Annotated in this window: 16 protein-coding genes; 4 read left to right on the top strand and 12 right to left on the bottom strand. The window is 65.5% G+C overall.

Annotated elements, in window-relative coordinates; all coding sequences use genetic code 11:
- Nucleotides 1–67: 67 nt before the first annotated feature.
- The 5 genes from JQ604_RS20740 to JQ604_RS20720 form a co-directional block, all read right to left on the bottom strand.
- Nucleotides 68–1,111 (bottom strand): LacI family DNA-binding transcriptional regulator, encoded by a 1,044-nt coding sequence (locus tag JQ604_RS20740; RefSeq protein ID WP_212360661.1) that lies wholly within the window; start codon nucleotides 1,109–1,111, stop codon nucleotides 68–70.
- 209 nt (nucleotides 1,112–1,320) lie between these two features.
- Nucleotides 1,321–1,881, bottom strand: a complete 561-nt coding sequence (locus tag JQ604_RS20735; protein WP_212360658.1) for a hypothetical protein — start codon at nucleotides 1,879–1,881, stop codon at nucleotides 1,321–1,323.
- 16 nt (nucleotides 1,882–1,897) lie between these two features.
- Nucleotides 1,898–2,434, bottom strand: coding sequence for a hypothetical protein (locus JQ604_RS20730; protein ID WP_212360655.1), 537 nt, complete (start codon nucleotides 2,432–2,434; stop codon nucleotides 1,898–1,900).
- A 190-nt stretch (nucleotides 2,435–2,624) separates the two neighbouring features.
- Nucleotides 2,625–3,299, bottom strand: a complete 675-nt coding sequence (locus JQ604_RS20725; protein WP_212360652.1) for a DUF429 domain-containing protein — start codon at nucleotides 3,297–3,299, stop codon at nucleotides 2,625–2,627.
- Nucleotides 3,296–4,951 carry a fumarate hydratase gene (locus JQ604_RS20720; protein WP_212360649.1) on the bottom strand — a complete coding sequence of 552 codons (1,656 nt, stop codon included), beginning with the start codon at nucleotides 4,949–4,951 and terminating at the stop codon, nucleotides 3,296–3,298. The genes JQ604_RS20725 and JQ604_RS20720 overlap by 4 nt, the downstream gene beginning before the upstream one ends.
- 211 nt (nucleotides 4,952–5,162) lie before the next feature.
- Here JQ604_RS20720 and JQ604_RS20715 point away from each other — a divergent pair, with 211 nt between their 5' ends.
- Complete coding sequence (locus tag JQ604_RS20715; RefSeq protein WP_212360645.1) at nucleotides 5,163–5,483, top strand: Kazal-type serine protease inhibitor family protein; 321 nt, start codon at nucleotides 5,163–5,165, stop codon at nucleotides 5,481–5,483.
- Nucleotides 5,484–5,611: 128 nt separating this feature from the next.
- A complete protein-coding gene (locus JQ604_RS20710; protein WP_212360641.1) occupies nucleotides 5,612–6,103 on the top strand; it encodes a hypothetical protein in 492 nt (163 codons plus the stop codon).
- Nucleotides 6,104–6,109: 6 nt separating this feature from the next.
- Here the strand turns inward: JQ604_RS20710 and JQ604_RS20705 are convergent, their stop codons facing one another.
- Both JQ604_RS20705 and JQ604_RS20700 read right to left on the bottom strand, forming a co-directional pair.
- Nucleotides 6,110–6,550 carry an SRPBCC family protein gene (locus JQ604_RS20705; RefSeq protein ID WP_212360638.1) on the bottom strand — a complete coding sequence of 147 codons (441 nt, stop codon included), beginning with the start codon at nucleotides 6,548–6,550 and terminating at the stop codon, nucleotides 6,110–6,112.
- Nucleotides 6,550–6,876: an ArsR/SmtB family transcription factor gene (locus tag JQ604_RS20700; RefSeq protein WP_212360634.1), complete on the bottom strand. Its 327-nt coding sequence runs from the start codon at nucleotides 6,874–6,876 to the stop codon at nucleotides 6,550–6,552. Before JQ604_RS20700 ends, JQ604_RS20705 begins: the two co-directional genes overlap by 1 nt.
- Nucleotides 6,877–7,015: 139 nt before the next feature.
- Between JQ604_RS20700 and JQ604_RS20695 the strand changes: the two genes are divergently transcribed.
- Nucleotides 7,016–7,690, top strand: coding sequence for a methyltransferase family protein (locus tag JQ604_RS20695; protein WP_212360630.1), 675 nt, complete (start codon nucleotides 7,016–7,018; stop codon nucleotides 7,688–7,690).
- Nucleotides 7,691–7,697: 7 nt separating this feature from the next.
- Here JQ604_RS20695 and JQ604_RS20690 read toward each other — a convergent pair whose 3' ends face one another.
- The 3 genes from JQ604_RS20690 to JQ604_RS20680 form a co-directional block, all read right to left on the bottom strand.
- Nucleotides 7,698–8,405 carry a glutathione S-transferase gene (locus JQ604_RS20690; RefSeq protein ID WP_212360626.1) on the bottom strand — a complete coding sequence of 236 codons (708 nt, stop codon included), beginning with the start codon at nucleotides 8,403–8,405 and terminating at the stop codon, nucleotides 7,698–7,700.
- 84 nt (nucleotides 8,406–8,489) lie between these two features.
- Complete coding sequence (locus JQ604_RS20685) at nucleotides 8,490–9,170, bottom strand: lectin (RefSeq protein WP_212360623.1); 681 nt, start codon at nucleotides 9,168–9,170, stop codon at nucleotides 8,490–8,492.
- Between the two features lie 207 nt (nucleotides 9,171–9,377).
- On the bottom strand, nucleotides 9,378–10,382 hold the full coding sequence (locus JQ604_RS20680) for a Tim44 domain-containing protein (protein WP_212360620.1): 1,005 nt from the start codon (nucleotides 10,380–10,382) through the stop codon (nucleotides 9,378–9,380).
- Nucleotides 10,383–10,582: 200 nt separating this feature from the next.
- Between JQ604_RS20680 and JQ604_RS20675 the strand changes: the two genes are divergently transcribed.
- Complete coding sequence (locus tag JQ604_RS20675; RefSeq protein ID WP_212360617.1) at nucleotides 10,583–12,175, top strand: M14 family metallopeptidase; 1,593 nt, start codon at nucleotides 10,583–10,585, stop codon at nucleotides 12,173–12,175.
- A 129-nt stretch (nucleotides 12,176–12,304) separates the two neighbouring features.
- On the opposite strand, the gene cckA is transcribed toward JQ604_RS20675, so the two are convergent.
- Together cckA and flhB are read right to left on the bottom strand one after the other, a co-directional pair.
- Nucleotides 12,305–14,872: a cell cycle histidine kinase CckA gene (gene cckA / locus JQ604_RS20670; protein ID WP_212360770.1), complete on the bottom strand. Its 2,568-nt coding sequence runs from the start codon at nucleotides 14,870–14,872 to the stop codon at nucleotides 12,305–12,307.
- Nucleotides 14,873–15,006: 134 nt separating this feature from the next.
- Nucleotides 15,007–16,080, bottom strand: a complete 1,074-nt coding sequence (flhB, locus tag JQ604_RS20665; protein WP_212360614.1) for a flagellar biosynthesis protein FlhB — start codon at nucleotides 16,078–16,080, stop codon at nucleotides 15,007–15,009.
- Nucleotides 16,081–16,088 lie beyond the last annotated feature (8 nt).

Genomic DNA, 16,088 nt, shown 5'->3' with positions numbered 1-16,088 from the left:
AAGCGAACTCAAGTCGCCCTTGCCGCCCGAGAGTCGTCTTGCAAATTTCTGCCGTCCGGTTTTCCGGTTACGGCAGATTGTCCCGCATCACGATGTCGATCCTGATCTGCTCCTGCTCGCTCAGGATCGGCTCGCCGCGCGCCAGCGCCAACAGCACGCGCACCGCGGCGCGCGCCTCATGGCCGGGGTTCTGCGAAATCGCCGCATCCATCACACCCGACAGCAGCAGCTTTCGCGTCAGCACCGTGACGTCGTGGCCGACGAAGATGACCTCCTTGTCGCGTCCGGACTCGCTCAGCGCCCTGGCGACGCCCGGCGTACCTGCGCCGACATTGTAGAGCCCGACCATGTCGGGATGGTCGCGCAGCAGCCGCGCGGCGAGCGCTTCCGATTGCGCATCGTCGTCGCGCCCCTCCTCGACCTGCAGCACCTCAAGGCCGGCGAATTCGGACGCCATCACCTGGTTGAAGCCGAAGATGCGCTCGGCGTGGTCGCGCAGCGCTAGCGAGCCCGCGATGATCGCGACCTTGCCGCGACGTGCACCCACCAGGCGGCCGACCAGCGCGCCGGCGGTGCGGCCCGCCGCGATATTGTCGATGCCGACGTAGTGATGCCGCCGCGACGACGGCACATCGGAGACCAGCGTCACGACCTCGGTGCCGCCATCGACGAGATCGTTGATGGCCGCGCGCACGCTGGGATGATCGAGCGCAACCACGGCGACGCCGTCATAGTCGCCGGCGAGCTGCTCCAGGCAATCGGCGAGCGCGTTCGCATCGAACACGTCGGTTGCGATCATCTCGACGGAGAGACGCCGCGCCGCGAGCCAGCCCGCCATCTCGCCGAGATAGGCCTCGATCTGCTGCATGAACAGGTTCGGCCCGGACGGCATCACGAACGCGAAGCGCCGCGCCCGGCCGCGGGCGAGCTCGGCGGCGGCGACATGCGGCTGGAAGGAATTGCGCTCGATCGCCTCCCTGACCCGCCGGACGGTGTCCGGCCGCACGCCGGGGCGGTTGTGCAGCACGCGGTCGACGGTCGCGAGACTCACGCCCGCCTGGCGGGCGATGTCCTTCAGCGTCAGCGGTGCGGTCGCGACCTCGTCCCTCATGCTGGTAGCCTAGCAGAGGGTTTTTGAGGTACGCAACTCATTTTGAGGGGCAGCCGTCATGGCCGGGCTTGACCGGGCCATCCACGTCTTGCCCTGGGGGAAGATCGACCTGAAGACGTGGATGCCCGGGACGAGCCTGGACGAGCCCGGGCATGACGAATGGTTAGAACCAGATCTGGCGCGCCGCCCGCGCCACTCGTTCCGACCGCTCAGCGGCGCCCGGCGGCCTCGTCACGATAGGCCTTCTCGTAATTCCTGCGGTTCTCCCGTTCGGAGGCTGCGGCCGCCTGGTCCGCGGACGCCTGCAAGTTGCCCATGTTCGACACCACGGCCGCCGACATCGCGGGATAGACGCGGGTCATGTCGTACTCCCGATGCTCCAGCGTGGAGGCAACGCGCTCCTCCATGGCGATGAGATACATGTCCCTGATCAGGGGCTTGTCCGCCAGGCGCTTGGCGTAGGCGCCGGTACCTTCCATCTTCACCTTGACGCGGGTGGCCCCGTCGCCCTCCACCTTCAAGTCGGCGGTGTAGCGGAAGATTTCCTCCCTGCCCTGACGGACGGTCCAGACGACGGCATCACCGATCCCGCGCGCCTGGACATCCAGCGGCGTACTGCCGAACACGGGTGGAATATCCGCTTTCGCAAGATCCTGGCGCACCTGCGCGAGCGGCACGCGATACACCGCACCGTTGGTGCTGGGACGCATCGTGAAGAAGTAGATCACGGCACAGGCCACGACAAATGCGCCGAGGTACACGGGCCTCATCGTCAATCTCCATCCATCAATCGTTGACGCTGAACCGCGCGACGCCGGCATCAAGACCGCCGCGCTGCACGTCGCAAACCTTGTCCTTGCCGGGGCCGACGCGCCGGACATCGAATTTCCGCCCCTCGAGGATCGCCGCGACCTGCTCCTGCACCGCGGGGCGCAGCGGCTGGTTGAACGCGGGCCGCTTGTAGAATTTCGAGCCGTCATACATCTCGCCGCCGTCGGGCGCCGGCGGCACGCGGATCTCGACCCTGGTCTGCTTGTCGTTGACGGCCGACAGCATGGCCGTGAACCGCACGACCTCCTTGCCGCTGCTGTTGACCTTCCAGGTGACGGAGTAGCCGGGGACACCCGTCGGCGTCACATGGATGAGAATGCCGCACTGCTTGGCGTAGACCATGTCGGGCAGCGTGTCGCCGACCAGGCGCCGATAGGCCTCGTTGACGCTGACGTCATAAACGCCGGGCGGCCGTTCATTGCAGCCCGCGAGGCCGATGGCCGCGAGCGCAAGCACCGCCCATCCCGCCTGCTCCATCGTCGATCGCATCATGCCGCCCATGCCCGCTTCTTTCGATGGCGCGCAGGGTCGGCGACAAACGTTAAGGCTCCTTGGCCGGAAAGAGTTGCATTCTTGAACAGGCGCAACCTCGCACGCGCCAAAACGTCGCACTCGCCGCGTCGTGGTTAATACAAGCGATACAGGCAAGACTTGCGGTAACGGCTGCTACAGCACGCCCGCGCTAGAACCAGATTTGCATCGGCAGGCCATGCGCATCCAGCGGCGCCGGTCCCTCCGGAACGCATCCGCATGGTTCGCGCGCGGCAAGCGCCACCGCGCAGGCATCCAGCACGTCGTCACGCTTGGCGCCGCGGCCGATCCGCGTTTCGTTCAGCCATGCCTCGATGTCGCGGAAGCCGGATCGCTTGAGCAGCTTGCGGCGGAGGGCATCGCCCTCCTCCGACTTCTTCGGCGATAACGGCTTGCCGTCGTTCAGCCGCAGGAACACCAGCTCGGGATGGACTTCGCGGATATCAGCGCGGGGATGCGCGCGAACGAACGCGTCGACCTCCATGATCTTCGTGCCGAGATGCCAGAGTTGGCGCGACACGCGCGTCTGGCCGCGGCGCAGCGCGTCGTCGTTCGCTTTGCTTGGATCATCAAACTCCTGCCAGAGCCAGCGCCGCGCACCGGTGAAGACGCGCGACGCATGCGGACGGAGTTTTTGGCGCGCAATCAGATCGCAATCGCGCACACCATCGTTGGTCATGCCGATCGGGATATCAATCCCGGCACGGTCGAACGGACGCGCCAGCGCGTCCGAAATGTCGAGATGAAAGGCGATGGATTGCCGGTCGCCGTCGAAGGAGACGGCGACCCAGCCTTTGGAGAATCCGTCGAGGCCGATCGCCCTCAACCGAGGTTTAATTCCTTGAAAAAGTCGTTGCCCTTGTCATCGATGATGATGAAGGCCGGGAAGTCGACCACTTCGATGCGCCAGATCGCTTCCATGCCGAGCTCGGGATATTCGACCACCTCGACCTTCTTGATGCAGTGCTCGGCGAGGTTCGCCGCAGCACCTCCGATCGAGCCGAGATAGAAGCCGCCGTGCTTCTTGCAGGCCTCGCGCACCGCGACCGCGCGGTTGCCCTTGGCGACCATCACCATCGAGCCGCCCGCCGCCTGGAACTGGTCGACGAAGGAGTCCATACGGCCCGCCGTGGTCGGGCCGAATGCGCCGGAGGCGTAGCCGTCAGGCGTCTTGGCGGGACCGGCGTAATAGACCGGATGGTTCTTGAAGTAATCCGGCAGCGGCTCGCCCTTCTCCAGCCGCTCGCGCAGCTTGGCGTGTGCGCTGTCGCGCGCGACGATCATCGTGCCGGTCATGGAGACGCGGGTCTTGATCGGATATTGCGACATCGTCGCCAGGATGTCCTTCATCGGCTGGTTGAGATCGATCTTGACGACCTCGCCGCCGAGCGACTGCTCGACAACAGGCAGATACTGCGCCGGATTGTGCTCGAGCTCCTCGAGATAGACGCCGTCTTTTGTAATTTTGCCGAGCACCTGGCGGTCGGCCGAGCAGGACACGCCGAGGCCGATCGGCAGCGACGCGCCGTGGCGCGGCATCCGGATCACGCGCACGTCGTGGCAGAAATACTTGCCGCCGAACTGCGCGCCGACGCCGAGCGACTGCGTCATCTTCAGGATCTCCTGCTCCATCTCGAGATCGCGGAACGCGTTGCCGTCGGGCGAGCCATGGGTCGGCAGCGCATCGAGATAGCGCGCCGAGGCGAGCTTCACGGTCTTCATGCAGAGCTCGGCCGAGGTACCGCCGATCACGATCGCCAGATGGTAGGGCGGGCACGCCGCGGTGCCGAGGGTGAGCACCTTCTCCTTCAGGAAGGCGAGCAGACGATCCCTGGTCAGCACCGAGGGCGTGGCCTGGAACAGGAAGCTCTTGTTGGCGGAGCCACCGCCCTTGGCCATGAACATGAACTTGTAGGCGTCGTCGCCCTCGGCGTAGATCTCGCACTGCGCCGGCATGTTGTTCGCGGTGTTCTTCTCCTCATACATCGACAGCGGCGCCACCTGCGAGTAGCGCAGATTGCGGCGGAGGTACGCGTCGCGCGCGCCTTCCGAGAGCGCCGCCTCGTCGTCGCCGTCGGTGATGACGTTGCAACCCTTCTTGCCCATGATGATCGCGGTGCCGGTGTCCTGGCACATCGGCAGCACGCCGCCGGCCGCGATGTTCGCATTCTTCAGGAAGTCGAAGGCGACGAACTTGTCGTTGTCGCTGGCCTCCTTGTCCTCGAGGATGTTGCGGAGCTGCTTCAGGTGCCCCGGCCGCAGATAGTGGTTGATGTCGCCGAACGCGGCTTCCGAGAGCGCCCGCAACGCCTCGCGCGACACCACGACCATCTCCTTGCCGAGCACCTTCTCGACCCGCACGCCTTCGCTGGTGATCTTCTTGTAGGGCGTGGTGTCCGCGCCGAGCGGGAACAAGGGCGTGTGCTTATAGGGCGGAACAGGCTTCTGCTGGTCAGGAAAGGCGGTGGGGGCGTTCATGGGCTGCTCGTTTGTTCGAGGGCCGGAGGGATTTGGGCCGCCGGCAACATAGAGCCGTTCTAAGCATTTTTCCGGCAAAGGAAAGGGAAGCCGCACGACCCCTGCCATGCGCGAAAAACGGCAATCATTGTGGAATGCCTCACAGACATGTAATCTCAGGTTGTCGTATGGATTGACGGACCATGTGAGACCCAACCCAAGGGAGGCAATCATGAAGACCCGGCTTTTCGTCTCGTTCGCAGCGCTCGTCTTGCTGATCTCGGCCACGTCAGGCGCCCAGGCGGTCGTTGGACAGGCCTGCGGCGGCATCATTCCGCTGCAATGCGCTCCCAACGAATTCTGCAACTTCAAGCCCGGCGTCTGCGGACGTGGCGACCAACAGGGCGTTTGCGCAAACAAGCCGCAGATCTGCACCAAGATCTTCCGGCCGGTGTGCGGTTGCGACAACAAGACCTACGGCAATGACTGCGAACGCCAGGCCGCCGGCGTCTCCAAGCTGCACAACGGCAAGTGCAAGAAAGCCGCGTACTGAACCGCTGCACGGCCGACACGGTGTTCATGAAATGCGCACCGTGACTGCATCACGCAGTCACGGTGCGTATTGACGCGGTGGCCAAGTCCCTGCATGAACCTTCCCGCATTTCATACCGCGGGGGTTTCATGACACGACAACTGCGCCTTCGTTTTCCGTCCTGCGTCCGCTCCACGCTGTCCATTGCCTTGCTGGCGCTCGGTGCCGCCGTCTCCGCCTCCCCTGCTCGCGCCGATCAGTGCGACGAGATCGCAAAAGTGCTGGCCAACCAGATCGACGGGCTGAAGGTCAATTTCCGCGCCGCCAACATCGTCTACCTCACCCATCCCGCCGCCAAGGAGCTGTCGCTCGGCTGCCGCGGCGACAAATATTCGATCGAGCTCTACGCCAAGGGCGACCGCAAGCCGAAGCCGGAGTTCTACAATCTGGTCGGCGCCAGCGCCGCGCTGGTCTTCACCGTGACCAAGGACGACACCACCACCGGCTCGTCGCGCTGCCTGAAGCGGATGGGCATCCTGCGCGGCGACAAGGTCTCGATGCGCTACCGCCGCCTCAACATGGAATGCACGCGCACCAAGACCGACGCGTCGATCGCGATCACGCGCGGCAAGGACGAGTGAGCCGCGTCATGCTTCCGCGGTGACGCGCCCGATCGCGTCCATGATCTTGCCCCAGCCCGGGCTCATCGCGTCAAAGGCGAACCGGTTGCCGGGGAAGACGAAGCCGTCATGCACCATGCGCAGATGCGTGCCGCCGTCGACCGGCGTCAGCGTCCAGGTCACGGTTGAATCGAGCTTCGAGCCGTAGTCCGGATTGGTGTCGGCGCCGCCCTTCCAGGAATAGCGCAGCAGTTTTGGCGGGTCGCAGGCCAGCACCTCGCACTGCACGACGCCGTCCCAGTCGCCCATCGGTCGGGTACGGAAGTTGAACCTGTGGCCGACCGCGGCAACGAAATCATTCGGCATCAGCCATTTCACCAGGAGCTCGCTGGTGGTCAGCGTCCGCCAAACTTTCTCCGCCGGATAGGGCAACACCTTCTCGACCGTGATCGCACGCGTCTCGCCCATCACTCACTCCCCTTCAACAGCCGTTCCAGATTCTCGAAACGCTCCTGCCAGAAATTCTGGTAGTGGCCGAGCCAGTCGAACAGCGGGCCGAGCCCCTTCGGCGCGACACGATAATGGATGTGGCGCCCGTCGCGCCGCTCGATGACGAGGCCGGCATCGCGCAGCGCGCGCAGATGCTGTGACACCGCCGGCTGCGACACTTTTGAGCCACGCACCAGCCCGGTCGCCGCGATCTCCCCCTCCCGCGCGATGCGCTCGAACATTGCCCGCCGCGTCGGGTCCGCGAGGGTCTTCATCACGCTGGTGATCTGTATCGCGCTGGCCATGGCAAATATATAAGTAATTACTTATATAAATGTCAACGCGGAACTCGTGGTGAGCCGTGATCCGAAAGTTGATGGCGGCGGTCGCAAGTTTGCCGGAATGCGCGCGATCATCGTGGCCGGAAGGACCGGGATGATCGCCATGATCGCAAAGCTGCTGGCGCAGAACGCATTCTTCGTTATCGCCATAGCGGTCGTGCTGTTTGCATCCGCCGGCACGTGGCACTGGCCCGGCGCATGGGCGCTCCTCATCGTCTCCGCGGCCCTCGGCCCGATCTGTGGCATCTGGCTCGCACGGACCGATCCCGGCCTGCTAGCCGAGCGCATGAAGCTGACCGCGCGCAACGAACAGCCTGCGGAAGACAAGCTCTTCATGCTGGCCTTCGCCATGGTCGCGTTTCTCTGGTTCGTCGCGATGGGACTGGACCGGCGCTTTCATGACGCAGACAGCTCGCTGCCGCTGATGGCGCTGGGCCTCGCGCTCTATCTGCTCTCCACCGTCCTGATCATGTGGGTGTTCCGCACCAATTCGTTCGCAGCTCCCACGGTGAAGGTGCAGACCGAACGGGATCATCAGGTGATCTCGACCGGGCCCTATGCGTGGGTGCGCCATCCAATGTACGGGGGCGTGATGCTGTTCTTTGCCGGCGTGCCGCTCATGATGGGATCATGGTGGGGCCTCGCCTTCCTGCCGGTGTTCTTCCTGATGTTCGCGGTCCGCACCCGGATCGAGGAGCGCACGCTGCGCGCGGGCCTCGAGGGTTACACCGAGTATGCGGCGCGAGTGCGCTATCGGCTGCTGCCGGGGCTGTGGTGAGCGCGCGTCAAAGATCCAGCGCCTTGTAGCGGCGGAAGATGCCCTCCTCGTTGAACGGGATCCGCCGTTCGCTGGCCAGATAGGCCTTGATGTTCGGCCGCTCCGCGACGCGGTCGCGCAGCGCAGTCAGGCGGGGAATCTTCTTTTCGAACGCCTGCATGCGCTTCGGGAAAGCGTAGCGCAGGCCCTCGACGATCTGGAACAGCGAGAGATCGGCGTAGGTCACGCGGCGCCCGGTGAGCCAGGCACCGCCATTGGCGCCGACGATCTCGTCGAAATAGCCGAGATATTTTTGCACTCGCGACTTCCAGAACTCCTCGGTGCGCTTCTTCGCCGGCGCCTTCTGGTCCTCATAATAGAGCGAGGGCCCGAGCGGATGATGGGTGTCGTGAATCTCCAGCACGAAGTCGGCGACGGTGAGCTGCAGCTGGTGCACCCACATTTTCCCGGCCTCCGCCTTCGGCGCCAGCCCGTGGCGGGCGCCGAGATAGAGCAGGATGTTGGCGGTCTGCGCGATCATGAGATTGCCGGCTTTCAGGAACGGCGGCGCAAAGGGCGGCGTGCCCTTGCGCGCCTCCATCATTGTCATCATCGCCGACATGCCGCCCTTGCCGCGCGCGACATCGGTGTAATCGGCGCCGGCATCCTCCAGCGCGAGCCGGACATATTCGCCGCGGCCCTGGATCATCGGCCAGTAGTAGAGCTGGTAGCGCATCAATGACCCTCGGTGCTTGAACAACGAACATGGCCCCGCAAACCTGCGGGGCCACATCACACACGTCAACGCACTAAATCGGGATCAGTTCGCCGCGAAGCAGTACAGCAGTCCGTCGCCGCCGGTGCTCTTCAGGTCCGCCTGCGAGCAGCCGCCATCCGGCCCACGCGACGGATGCGACGTGTTCCACGATTTCGAGGCGTCATCGTCGCGCAGGCCCTTGCGGTCGAAATGTCCGACCATCGCGGCGCCCTGCGTCGAGCTCGTCCAGTTCTTGCAGGTGCGGTCTTCGCCGGCCGCAAAGGCCGTGCCGTCGGCCTGCGAGCCCGTCAGCACGTCGTGACGGTTCGGCTTGTCGCCGGCGCCATTGACGACTTCGCCCTTCTCGGAGAGCGCGGTCTCCTTGGTCAAATTGTTGCCGGCGCTGTGCAGGTCGGCGACGTCCTTGGCGACCACGACGCCCTTCACATTCTTCCACGGTCCCTTGCCGATGCGGTCGCGCGCATTCACCGCGCCCTGGCCGTCGGCGGCCTGGGTCGAGAGATAAGCGCGCCAGGTCTTCGGCGCACCGAAGCCCGCGGCCTGCGCAAGCGTCTGGCATTGATTGTCGGCGCCGGCGAGCCCGCCGAGATTGCCGCCATTGCCGACGCCGTTGCTGGTCAGGAAGAAGCTGGTGTCGGAAGCCGTCTGCGCCAGCGCCGGCGGCGCTGCGATCACAGCCAGAGCAAAGCAGGCCGGCATGGCGATCTTGGTCAACAGTTTCATCTCATCCTCCCGGTGGTTGTTATGATGCGCTTCTTATTTGACGCGTTTTCTTCACGCGAACCGGTGTCCACTTCGCTGGAAAACGCTCCTGAGACCAACCCTCGCTGCGAGCCATTATTCCGCCGCCGCGACGCGCGCGTGACGCGTAAAGCAAAAGGCGCCGCGAATGTTCCGCGACGCCTCTTTTTCGTGACGATCGGCAATCGATCAGTTGGTCTGCTGGATCGCCGAGAGTTCCCAGTTGCCGCCGCGCTGGCGCACGAAGGTCCAGACCTCCGTGACCTCGATCGGCTGCTCGCTGCCAGCCACCAGGCGCCCGGAGCCGCGCTCCAGCGTCTTGTCGACCAGCGAGAAGCGCATCGCGACGGTGGCGTATTCGCTGTCGCCTTCGCGCCAGGCCTCCGCGAGATCGCCCTGCAGCAACTTGACGTTGGACACCTTGTTGATGTCGTTGTTCGCCTTGTTCTGCTCGAGGTCCTTCGTGAAGTACGAGACCATTTCCGGCGTCGCCAGCGTGTGCAGCTTGGCGATGTCCTCGTCCGACCACGCGGCCTGGATCTCGCCGAGCAGGCGCTCGAACGCCTCATAGTCGGCGGGTGCGATCTCGACCGGCGCGTTCGACGAACCACCGCCCAGGCCGAAACCGAAGCCCGAGCGGGCGTTCGGCTGCGGACCGGCAGCACCCGCCGCCGGGCCGCCGGCATAGGCCTCGGCCGGCGCGTTGCGGCGCTGCCACCACGACATCGCGAGGCGGACGACGAGCACGATCAGGCCGATCTGCAGCAGCAGGCCGAGGATCGACGACAGGCCGCCGAGACCGGAGAACAATCCGCCGCCGAAGAGCATGCCGAGCAGGCCGGCGCCCAGGAAGCCTGCGGCGAGACCGCCGAGCAGGCCGCGGCCGGCGCCGCCACGGCCGAACAGGCCGCCGGAGGTCGCTGCCGCCGGCGCACCCATGCTGGGGCTGCCAGGCTGGCTGAAGGTGCGGTTCATCGGCGCCGCCGTACCCGGCGCGGTGCTGGTCGAAGGCGGCGCGGAGTAGGTGCGCGAGCCGCGCGACCCCGAGCCCATGCCGCCGCCGACGCGGGCGTCGGCCGCTGAAATGGTCATGGCAACGGGCAATGCCAAAGCCATCGCGACGGCCAGTGCCCGAACAATTCCGCGCGTACGTTGCGAGAAATTCATCTTGGTTTCCTCAAATCTCCCCGGCATGGGGAAACGCCCCTAAGATGGGCAGGGTTGCTGAAAATGGAAGCGGTAAACGGGAACCGCGGCTGCGGCCCTCAGTCGCGGAGATGCGGCAATAACCGCAATTGCCGGCTGAAAAAACCCCAAAAAGGGCCTTGCTCACAGCCGGAATCGACAGCACAGGTTGCGATACCAGAGAGCCGCCAAGGATGACGGACATATCGATGCTTCGCTACAGCCTGATCCGAGCCGGCATCGCCGCCGCCATCGCCACAGCTCCCGCCACAGGTTTGGCAGAATTCGATCCATCATCCGCGCTGGTGGAAGCGCCGGGAGTCGCTGCCCGCTACCCTGACCCGCCGGTCGCCTACGCGACGCCGGCATTCGCAACCGGCAAGCAGGACTTCACCTCGCAGGCCGAACTGATGGCGTTCCTGCGGAGCCTCGCATCTCGAGCACCGCTGATGCGGCTCGACGCGGACGCCCGATCCCAACAGGGACGCGAACTGCCCGTGCTGTCGTTCTCGACGGCCCATCACGGCATCGGCACCGGTGTGAAGCCGGTCGTCCTGATCATCGGACAACAACACGGCAATGAGCCGGCAGGCGGAGAAGCCGCCCTGGTGCTGGCGCAACGCCTCGGTACGGGTGACCTCGCGGCGCTGCTGCAGTCGATCGATGTCATCATCGTGCCGCGCGCCAATCCGGATGGCGCCGCGGCGTTCGTGCGGGGGCTGGCGAACGGAATAGATCCGAACCGCGACCACACGCTGTTGCGAACGCCGGAGATTCGCAACCTCGGCGCGCTGTTCACGCGCTATCATCCGCAACTCGTCCTCGACTGCCATGAGTTCACGGTCGGCGGCCGCTGGGTGCAGAAGTTCGGCGGCCTGGTGCGGACCGACGCGATGATCCAGCACGCGACCGTCCCCAATCTGCCGCCGAGCCTGGACCGCGCCGAGCAGCAGATCTTCCTGCCGGCCATTCTCGCAGCCTTCGACGCGAACGGTTTGACGCATGATTGGTATTTCACGACCGATGGCAGCCGACCCGACTCGCCGGTTGCGATGGGCGGGATCGAGCCCGATACCGGGCGCAACGTCGCCGGCTTGCGCAATGCCGTCAGCTTCCTGCTGGAGACGCGGGGCGTTGGCCTCGGCCGGGCGCATCTGGCGAGGCGCGTGCAGACCCATGTCGTGGCCGCCGAAGCGATCCTGCGGCAGGCCGCCCGCGATCCCGCCACCTTCATGGCGCTGTCGAAGCAGGCGGCGACCGAGGCCAGCACGTCAGGCAGTCCCGTCGTGGTAGCAGCGCATCCGCACCCCGAGCGGCGCGACATGGTGTTCGTCGACCCCGCGACCGGTGCCGACAAGCCCGTGTCGGTGGCGTGGCTCTCGGCGCTGCAGATCGATCCCGTCCTGACCCGGCCGCGCCCGGCCGGCTACCTGATCGAGCGCGAGCAGACCGCCGCGATCGATGCGCTGCAACGCGCCGGCCTGACGACGCGCGCGATCACTGCGGAGACGACCGTTGCGGGCAGCCGCTACAGGGCGACCGAGCTTGCGGTCGGGGCCAAGGAAGATGGCCGCGGCGACGACACCGGCGCCGGCGCGATCGTCAAGGGCACCTTCGTTCTCGAGCAGGCGACCGTTCAGGCGCGGCCCGGCGATATCTTCGTGCCGGCCGACCAGCCCCTGGCAGGCCTGGTGTTCGCCCTGCTGGAGCCCGAGAGCGATGCCGGCATGGTGTCCAACCGGATCGTGCCGGCGGCGAAGGGAGATCTCTTGCCCATCACACGGCTGGACCAGGGGCCGTGAGCGAGTTGCGCTCTAAAGCACGATGAGATTCATCGCGCTTTAGCTTTTCTGTTTGAGCATGATCTCCGCGCAAACGCGTTCCGCGTTTGTCGCGAGGGAAAACCGCTTCACACTTTTCCGGATCATGCTCTACTGCGCGGTCATGGTCTCCTTGACCTTCTCGATCAGGGCGCTGAGCGCAAAGGGCTTCGGCAGGAAGGCGAATTGCTGGTTCTCCGGCAGGCTCTTCTCGAAAGCGTCCTCGGCGTAGCCCGACACGAAGATGATCTTCAGCTCCGGATTTTTCTTCCGCATCTCCTTCAGCATCGTCGGACCATCCATCTCCGGCATCACGACGTCGGACACGACGAGGTCGACCGCGCCGTCCTTTTCCTCCAGCGCTTCCACGGCCTCGAGGCCGTTGGCCGCCTCGATCACGCTGTAGCCGCGCGAGCGCAGACCGCGGGCGTTGAGCGAGCGCAGGCCATCCTCGTCCTCGACGAGGAGGATGGTGCCTTGCCCGGTGAGATCCTGCTTCGGCTTCGGAGCCTCTGCGACGGCAGCTTCCTTCGCCGCGCCGTTGCCGGCCGGCGCTTCCGGCGCAACCTCCTGCTCCGGACGATGCCGCGGCAGGTAGATCCGGAAATTGGTGCCCTCGCCCGGCTTGGAATCGACATAGACGAAGCCGCCGGTCTGCTTGACGATGCCGTACACCGTCGACAGGCCAAGGCCGGTGCCCTTGCCGACTTCCTTGGTCGAGAAGAACGGCTCGAAGATCTTGTCGATGATCTCGTGCGGGATGCCGGTGCCGGTGTCGGCGATCTCGATCTTCACGTAATCGGCTGCCGGCATGCCCTTGTTGGCGAGTTGCGCGGCCTCTTCGGTCGACACGTTGGCGGTCCTGACGATAAGCTTGCCGCCGTCGGGCATCGCGTCGCGCGCGTTGACCGCGAGATTGACCACGACCTGCTCGAACTGGGAGACGTCGACCTTGACGGGCCAGAGGTCGCGGCCGTGCACGAGGTCGAGCTTGACCTTCTCGCCGATCAGCCGGCGCAGCAGCATGGTGAGGTCGCTCAGCGCATCGCCGAGATCCAGCACCTGCGGCCGCAGCGTCTGCCGTCGCGAGAACGCCAGCAGTTGCCGCACCAGCGTCGCCGCGCGGGTCGCGTTCTGCTTGATCTGCATGATGTCCTGGAACGACGGATCGGTCGGCTTGTGCGCGTTCAGCAGGAAGTCGTTCGCCATCATGATGGCTGAGAGCACGTTGTTGAAGTCGTGGGCGATGCCGCCGGCGAGTTGGCCGACCATCTCCATCTTCTGCGACTGGTTGATCTGGTTTTCCAGCGTGCGCCGCTCGGTGGTCTCGAGCAGATAGACGATCGCGGTCTCGGCGTCGCGCTCGTCCTTCTCCACCGACGTGACGAAGAACTGGCCGAAGCGCTCCTTGGGCCCATCGAGCATCGCCTCGACCGGCGCAATGTCGCCCTGCCCTTCGGCGGCCTGGTTGATCGCCGCGATCAACAGGCCGCGGTCGCGCGGATTGACTGCGCGGAAGATCGACTTCGCCGCCGCGCCGTCACCGTCCAGGGTCTGCGCCAGCTTGGCGTAGCGCGCATTGGCGCCGACGATGTTGCCGCCGCGATCCACGGTCGCGATCGCCATCGGCGTGTGGTCGAAGAAGCGCATGAAGCGGACTTCGGCGGCGCGCTCGGGATCGGAGCGCTCGTCGCGGGCGCGGCTGATGACCAGCGTGCGCGAGGCGCCCGCAGTGCCATCGGCGCCGAAGGCGAGCTTGTGATAGAGCCGCACCGGCACGGTCTTGCCGCCGCGCATCCGCAGATCAATGTCGAAGACTTCGGTCTTCACTTCGCCCGGCACCGGCACGATCGAGGTCAGGAGCGATGCGCCATCGCCGGAGACGATGTCGGTCAGCTTCAGCCCGCCCGAGCCGATCTCGGCGAGGTCGTAGTCGAGCCAGTTGGCGAGCGTGGCGTTGACATAGGCGATCTCGCCGGCCGGATTGACCGAGAAGAAGCCGCAGGGCGCGTGGTCGAGATATTCGATGGCGTGCTGCAGCTCCTGGAACACGTCCTCCTGGCGCTCGCGGTCGCGCGTGATATCGGCGATCGACCACACCGCATATCTGGAGTCGCGCTTGGCAGAGCCCAGCGGACGCACCCGCATCCGCAGCCAGCGGCCCTGCGCGCCGTCGGTGCCGGCGATGCGGACCTCCTCCTGCTGCCGCTTGCCCTCGCGGGCGGCCTTGAGCAGGCGGAAGACCGCCTCGGAGACATCGGGATTGCCGATGAAGACGCGCTCCACGGGACGCACATCCTGCGGTCCGGCCGCCCCCGTCAGCGTCAGATAGGCGGCGTTGGAATAGACCACATGGCCGCGGGCATCGGTGACCGCGAGCCCGTCATAGGCATGGTCGGCGATGCGGCCCATCACGGGGTCGTCGGAGGTGCGGTCGGAGAAGCGGATGATGCCGGCGGCATAGGCGAACAGGGTGAACAGGCCGACAGTGGCGAGCAGCGCCAGCACACCGAGGATATAGGGCTGCGCCTGGGCGCGGCCGATGGTCATCAGCCAGAGCGCCACCGCGACGATGCCGATGGCGACCGCAAGCACCAGCAGGATGCTGCCGCCGCGCCGTGCCGGTCCGTGGGCCACGAACGGCTCGGGCGCGCGATTACTGTTGGATTCGGCGGTCATCTGAAGGGACATGGTTCAACGGCGTCACGGAGGCGCCCGGTCCGGCCGCCCGCTCCTGAGTGCCTGAATCGGACCGGCAAACGCAAGTCCGTCAGGCGGTTATCGGCGCTTTTCGAGCGGATTTCGGTCCTCCGTCACCGTTGCGCGCTGGACCAGCCGCGCTTCAGCCGCATCACGTAGCCGATGATTTCGGCAACCGCATGATAGTGCTCGACCGGGATTTCCTTGTCGATCTCGACGGTGGCATAGAGCGCGCGGGCCAGCGGCACGTTTTCCACCAGCGGAATGTCGTGCTGCTTGGCGATCTCCCTGATCTTGAAGGCGATATTGTCGACGCCCTTGGCGACGCAGATCGGCGCCGACATGCCGCGGTCGTAGGCCAGCGCCACCGAATAGTGGGTCGGGTTGGTGATGATCACGCTCGCCTTGGGAACCTGGGCCATCATGCGCTTCTTCATGCGCTGGACCCGCAACTGCTTGATCTTGCCCTTGACGTGCGGGTCGCCTTCCGACTGCTTGAACTCGTCCTTCATCTCCTGCAGCGACATCTTCTGCCGCTCGTACCAGGTGCGGTACTGGAAGAAGTAATCGCCGATCGCGACCACCGCGAGCATGGCGACGACGGCGCCGAGCAGATGCACGGTCAGGCTGGTGGTGGCCGGCAGGATCTCGGCGATGTCCATATGGATCAGCGCTTCGAGCCGCAGCCGCTCCGGCCACAGGATCATGCACATGACGGCGCCGAGCGCGATCACCTTGAACAGGCCCTTGAGGAAGTTCGCGAAGGCCTGCTTGCCGAACACGCGCTTGAAGCCCGCGCCCGGCGAGATCTTGGAGAATTTCGGCTTCAGCGACTCGCCCGACCACACCAGGCGGTGCTGCACCATGTTGCCGGCGATCGCCGCCAGCGCCAGCATCAGGAAGGGCACGCCGACCGCGGCGATCACGGCGTAGACCAGCGACTGGCTGAGCGCGAGCAGGCCCGCGCCGTCGGTGCGGATCATCCAGGAATTGGCGATCAGATTGCGCAGGGGCATCATGATGCCGCTGCCGAACGAGCCCGAGAAGGTCGAGAGCACGAGCGTCGCGCCCGCGATCACGAACCAGGTGTTGACCTCCTGGCTTTTGGCGACGTCGCCTTTCGCATGCGCGTCATCGAGACGTGTTTGCGTAGGGTCTTCTGTTTTGTCGTCATTCTCGTCGGCCATCGCCGCTC

The organism is Bradyrhizobium jicamae (genome assembly GCF_018130695.1).
Taxonomy (GTDB): Bacteria; Pseudomonadota; Alphaproteobacteria; order Rhizobiales; family Xanthobacteraceae; genus Bradyrhizobium; species Bradyrhizobium jicamae_B.
The sequence above is the reverse complement of the archived record's forward strand: the minus strand, read 5'-3'. Positions and strand labels throughout refer to the sequence as shown.

Coding starts and splice junctions, on each gene's coding strand:
- JQ604_RS20735 (WP_212360658.1), bottom strand. CDS start 1,881: ATGAGGCCCGTGTACCTCGGCGCATTTGTCGTGGCCTGTGCCGTGATC.
- JQ604_RS20700 (WP_212360634.1), bottom strand. CDS start 6,876: ATGGCCAGCGCGATACAGATCACCAGCGTGATGAAGACCCTCGCGGAC.
- JQ604_RS20720 (WP_212360649.1), bottom strand. CDS start 4,951: ATGAACGCCCCCACCGCCTTTCCTGACCAGCAGAAGCCTGTTCCGCCC.
- JQ604_RS20705 (WP_212360638.1), bottom strand. CDS start 6,550: ATGGGCGAGACGCGTGCGATCACGGTCGAGAAGGTGTTGCCCTATCCG.
- JQ604_RS20680 (WP_212360620.1), bottom strand. CDS start 10,382: ATGCCGGGGAGATTTGAGGAAACCAAGATGAATTTCTCGCAACGTACG.
- flhB (WP_212360614.1), bottom strand. CDS start 16,080: ATGGCCGACGAGAATGACGACAAAACAGAAGACCCTACGCAAACACGT.
- JQ604_RS20685 (WP_212360623.1), bottom strand. CDS start 9,170: ATGAAACTGTTGACCAAGATCGCCATGCCGGCCTGCTTTGCTCTGGCT.
- JQ604_RS20730 (WP_212360655.1), bottom strand. CDS start 2,434: ATGATGCGATCGACGATGGAGCAGGCGGGATGGGCGGTGCTTGCGCTC.
- JQ604_RS20715 (WP_212360645.1), top strand. CDS start 5,163: ATGAAGACCCGGCTTTTCGTCTCGTTCGCAGCGCTCGTCTTGCTGATC.
- JQ604_RS20695 (WP_212360630.1), top strand. CDS start 7,016: ATGATCGCAAAGCTGCTGGCGCAGAACGCATTCTTCGTTATCGCCATA.
- cckA (WP_212360770.1), bottom strand. CDS start 14,872: ATGACCGCCGAATCCAACAGTAATCGCGCGCCCGAGCCGTTCGTGGCC.
- JQ604_RS20740 (WP_212360661.1), bottom strand. CDS start 1,111: ATGAGGGACGAGGTCGCGACCGCACCGCTGACGCTGAAGGACATCGCC.
- JQ604_RS20710 (WP_212360641.1), top strand. CDS start 5,612: ATGACACGACAACTGCGCCTTCGTTTTCCGTCCTGCGTCCGCTCCACG.
- JQ604_RS20690 (WP_212360626.1), bottom strand. CDS start 8,405: ATGCGCTACCAGCTCTACTACTGGCCGATGATCCAGGGCCGCGGCGAA.
- JQ604_RS20675 (WP_212360617.1), top strand. CDS start 10,583: ATGCTTCGCTACAGCCTGATCCGAGCCGGCATCGCCGCCGCCATCGCC.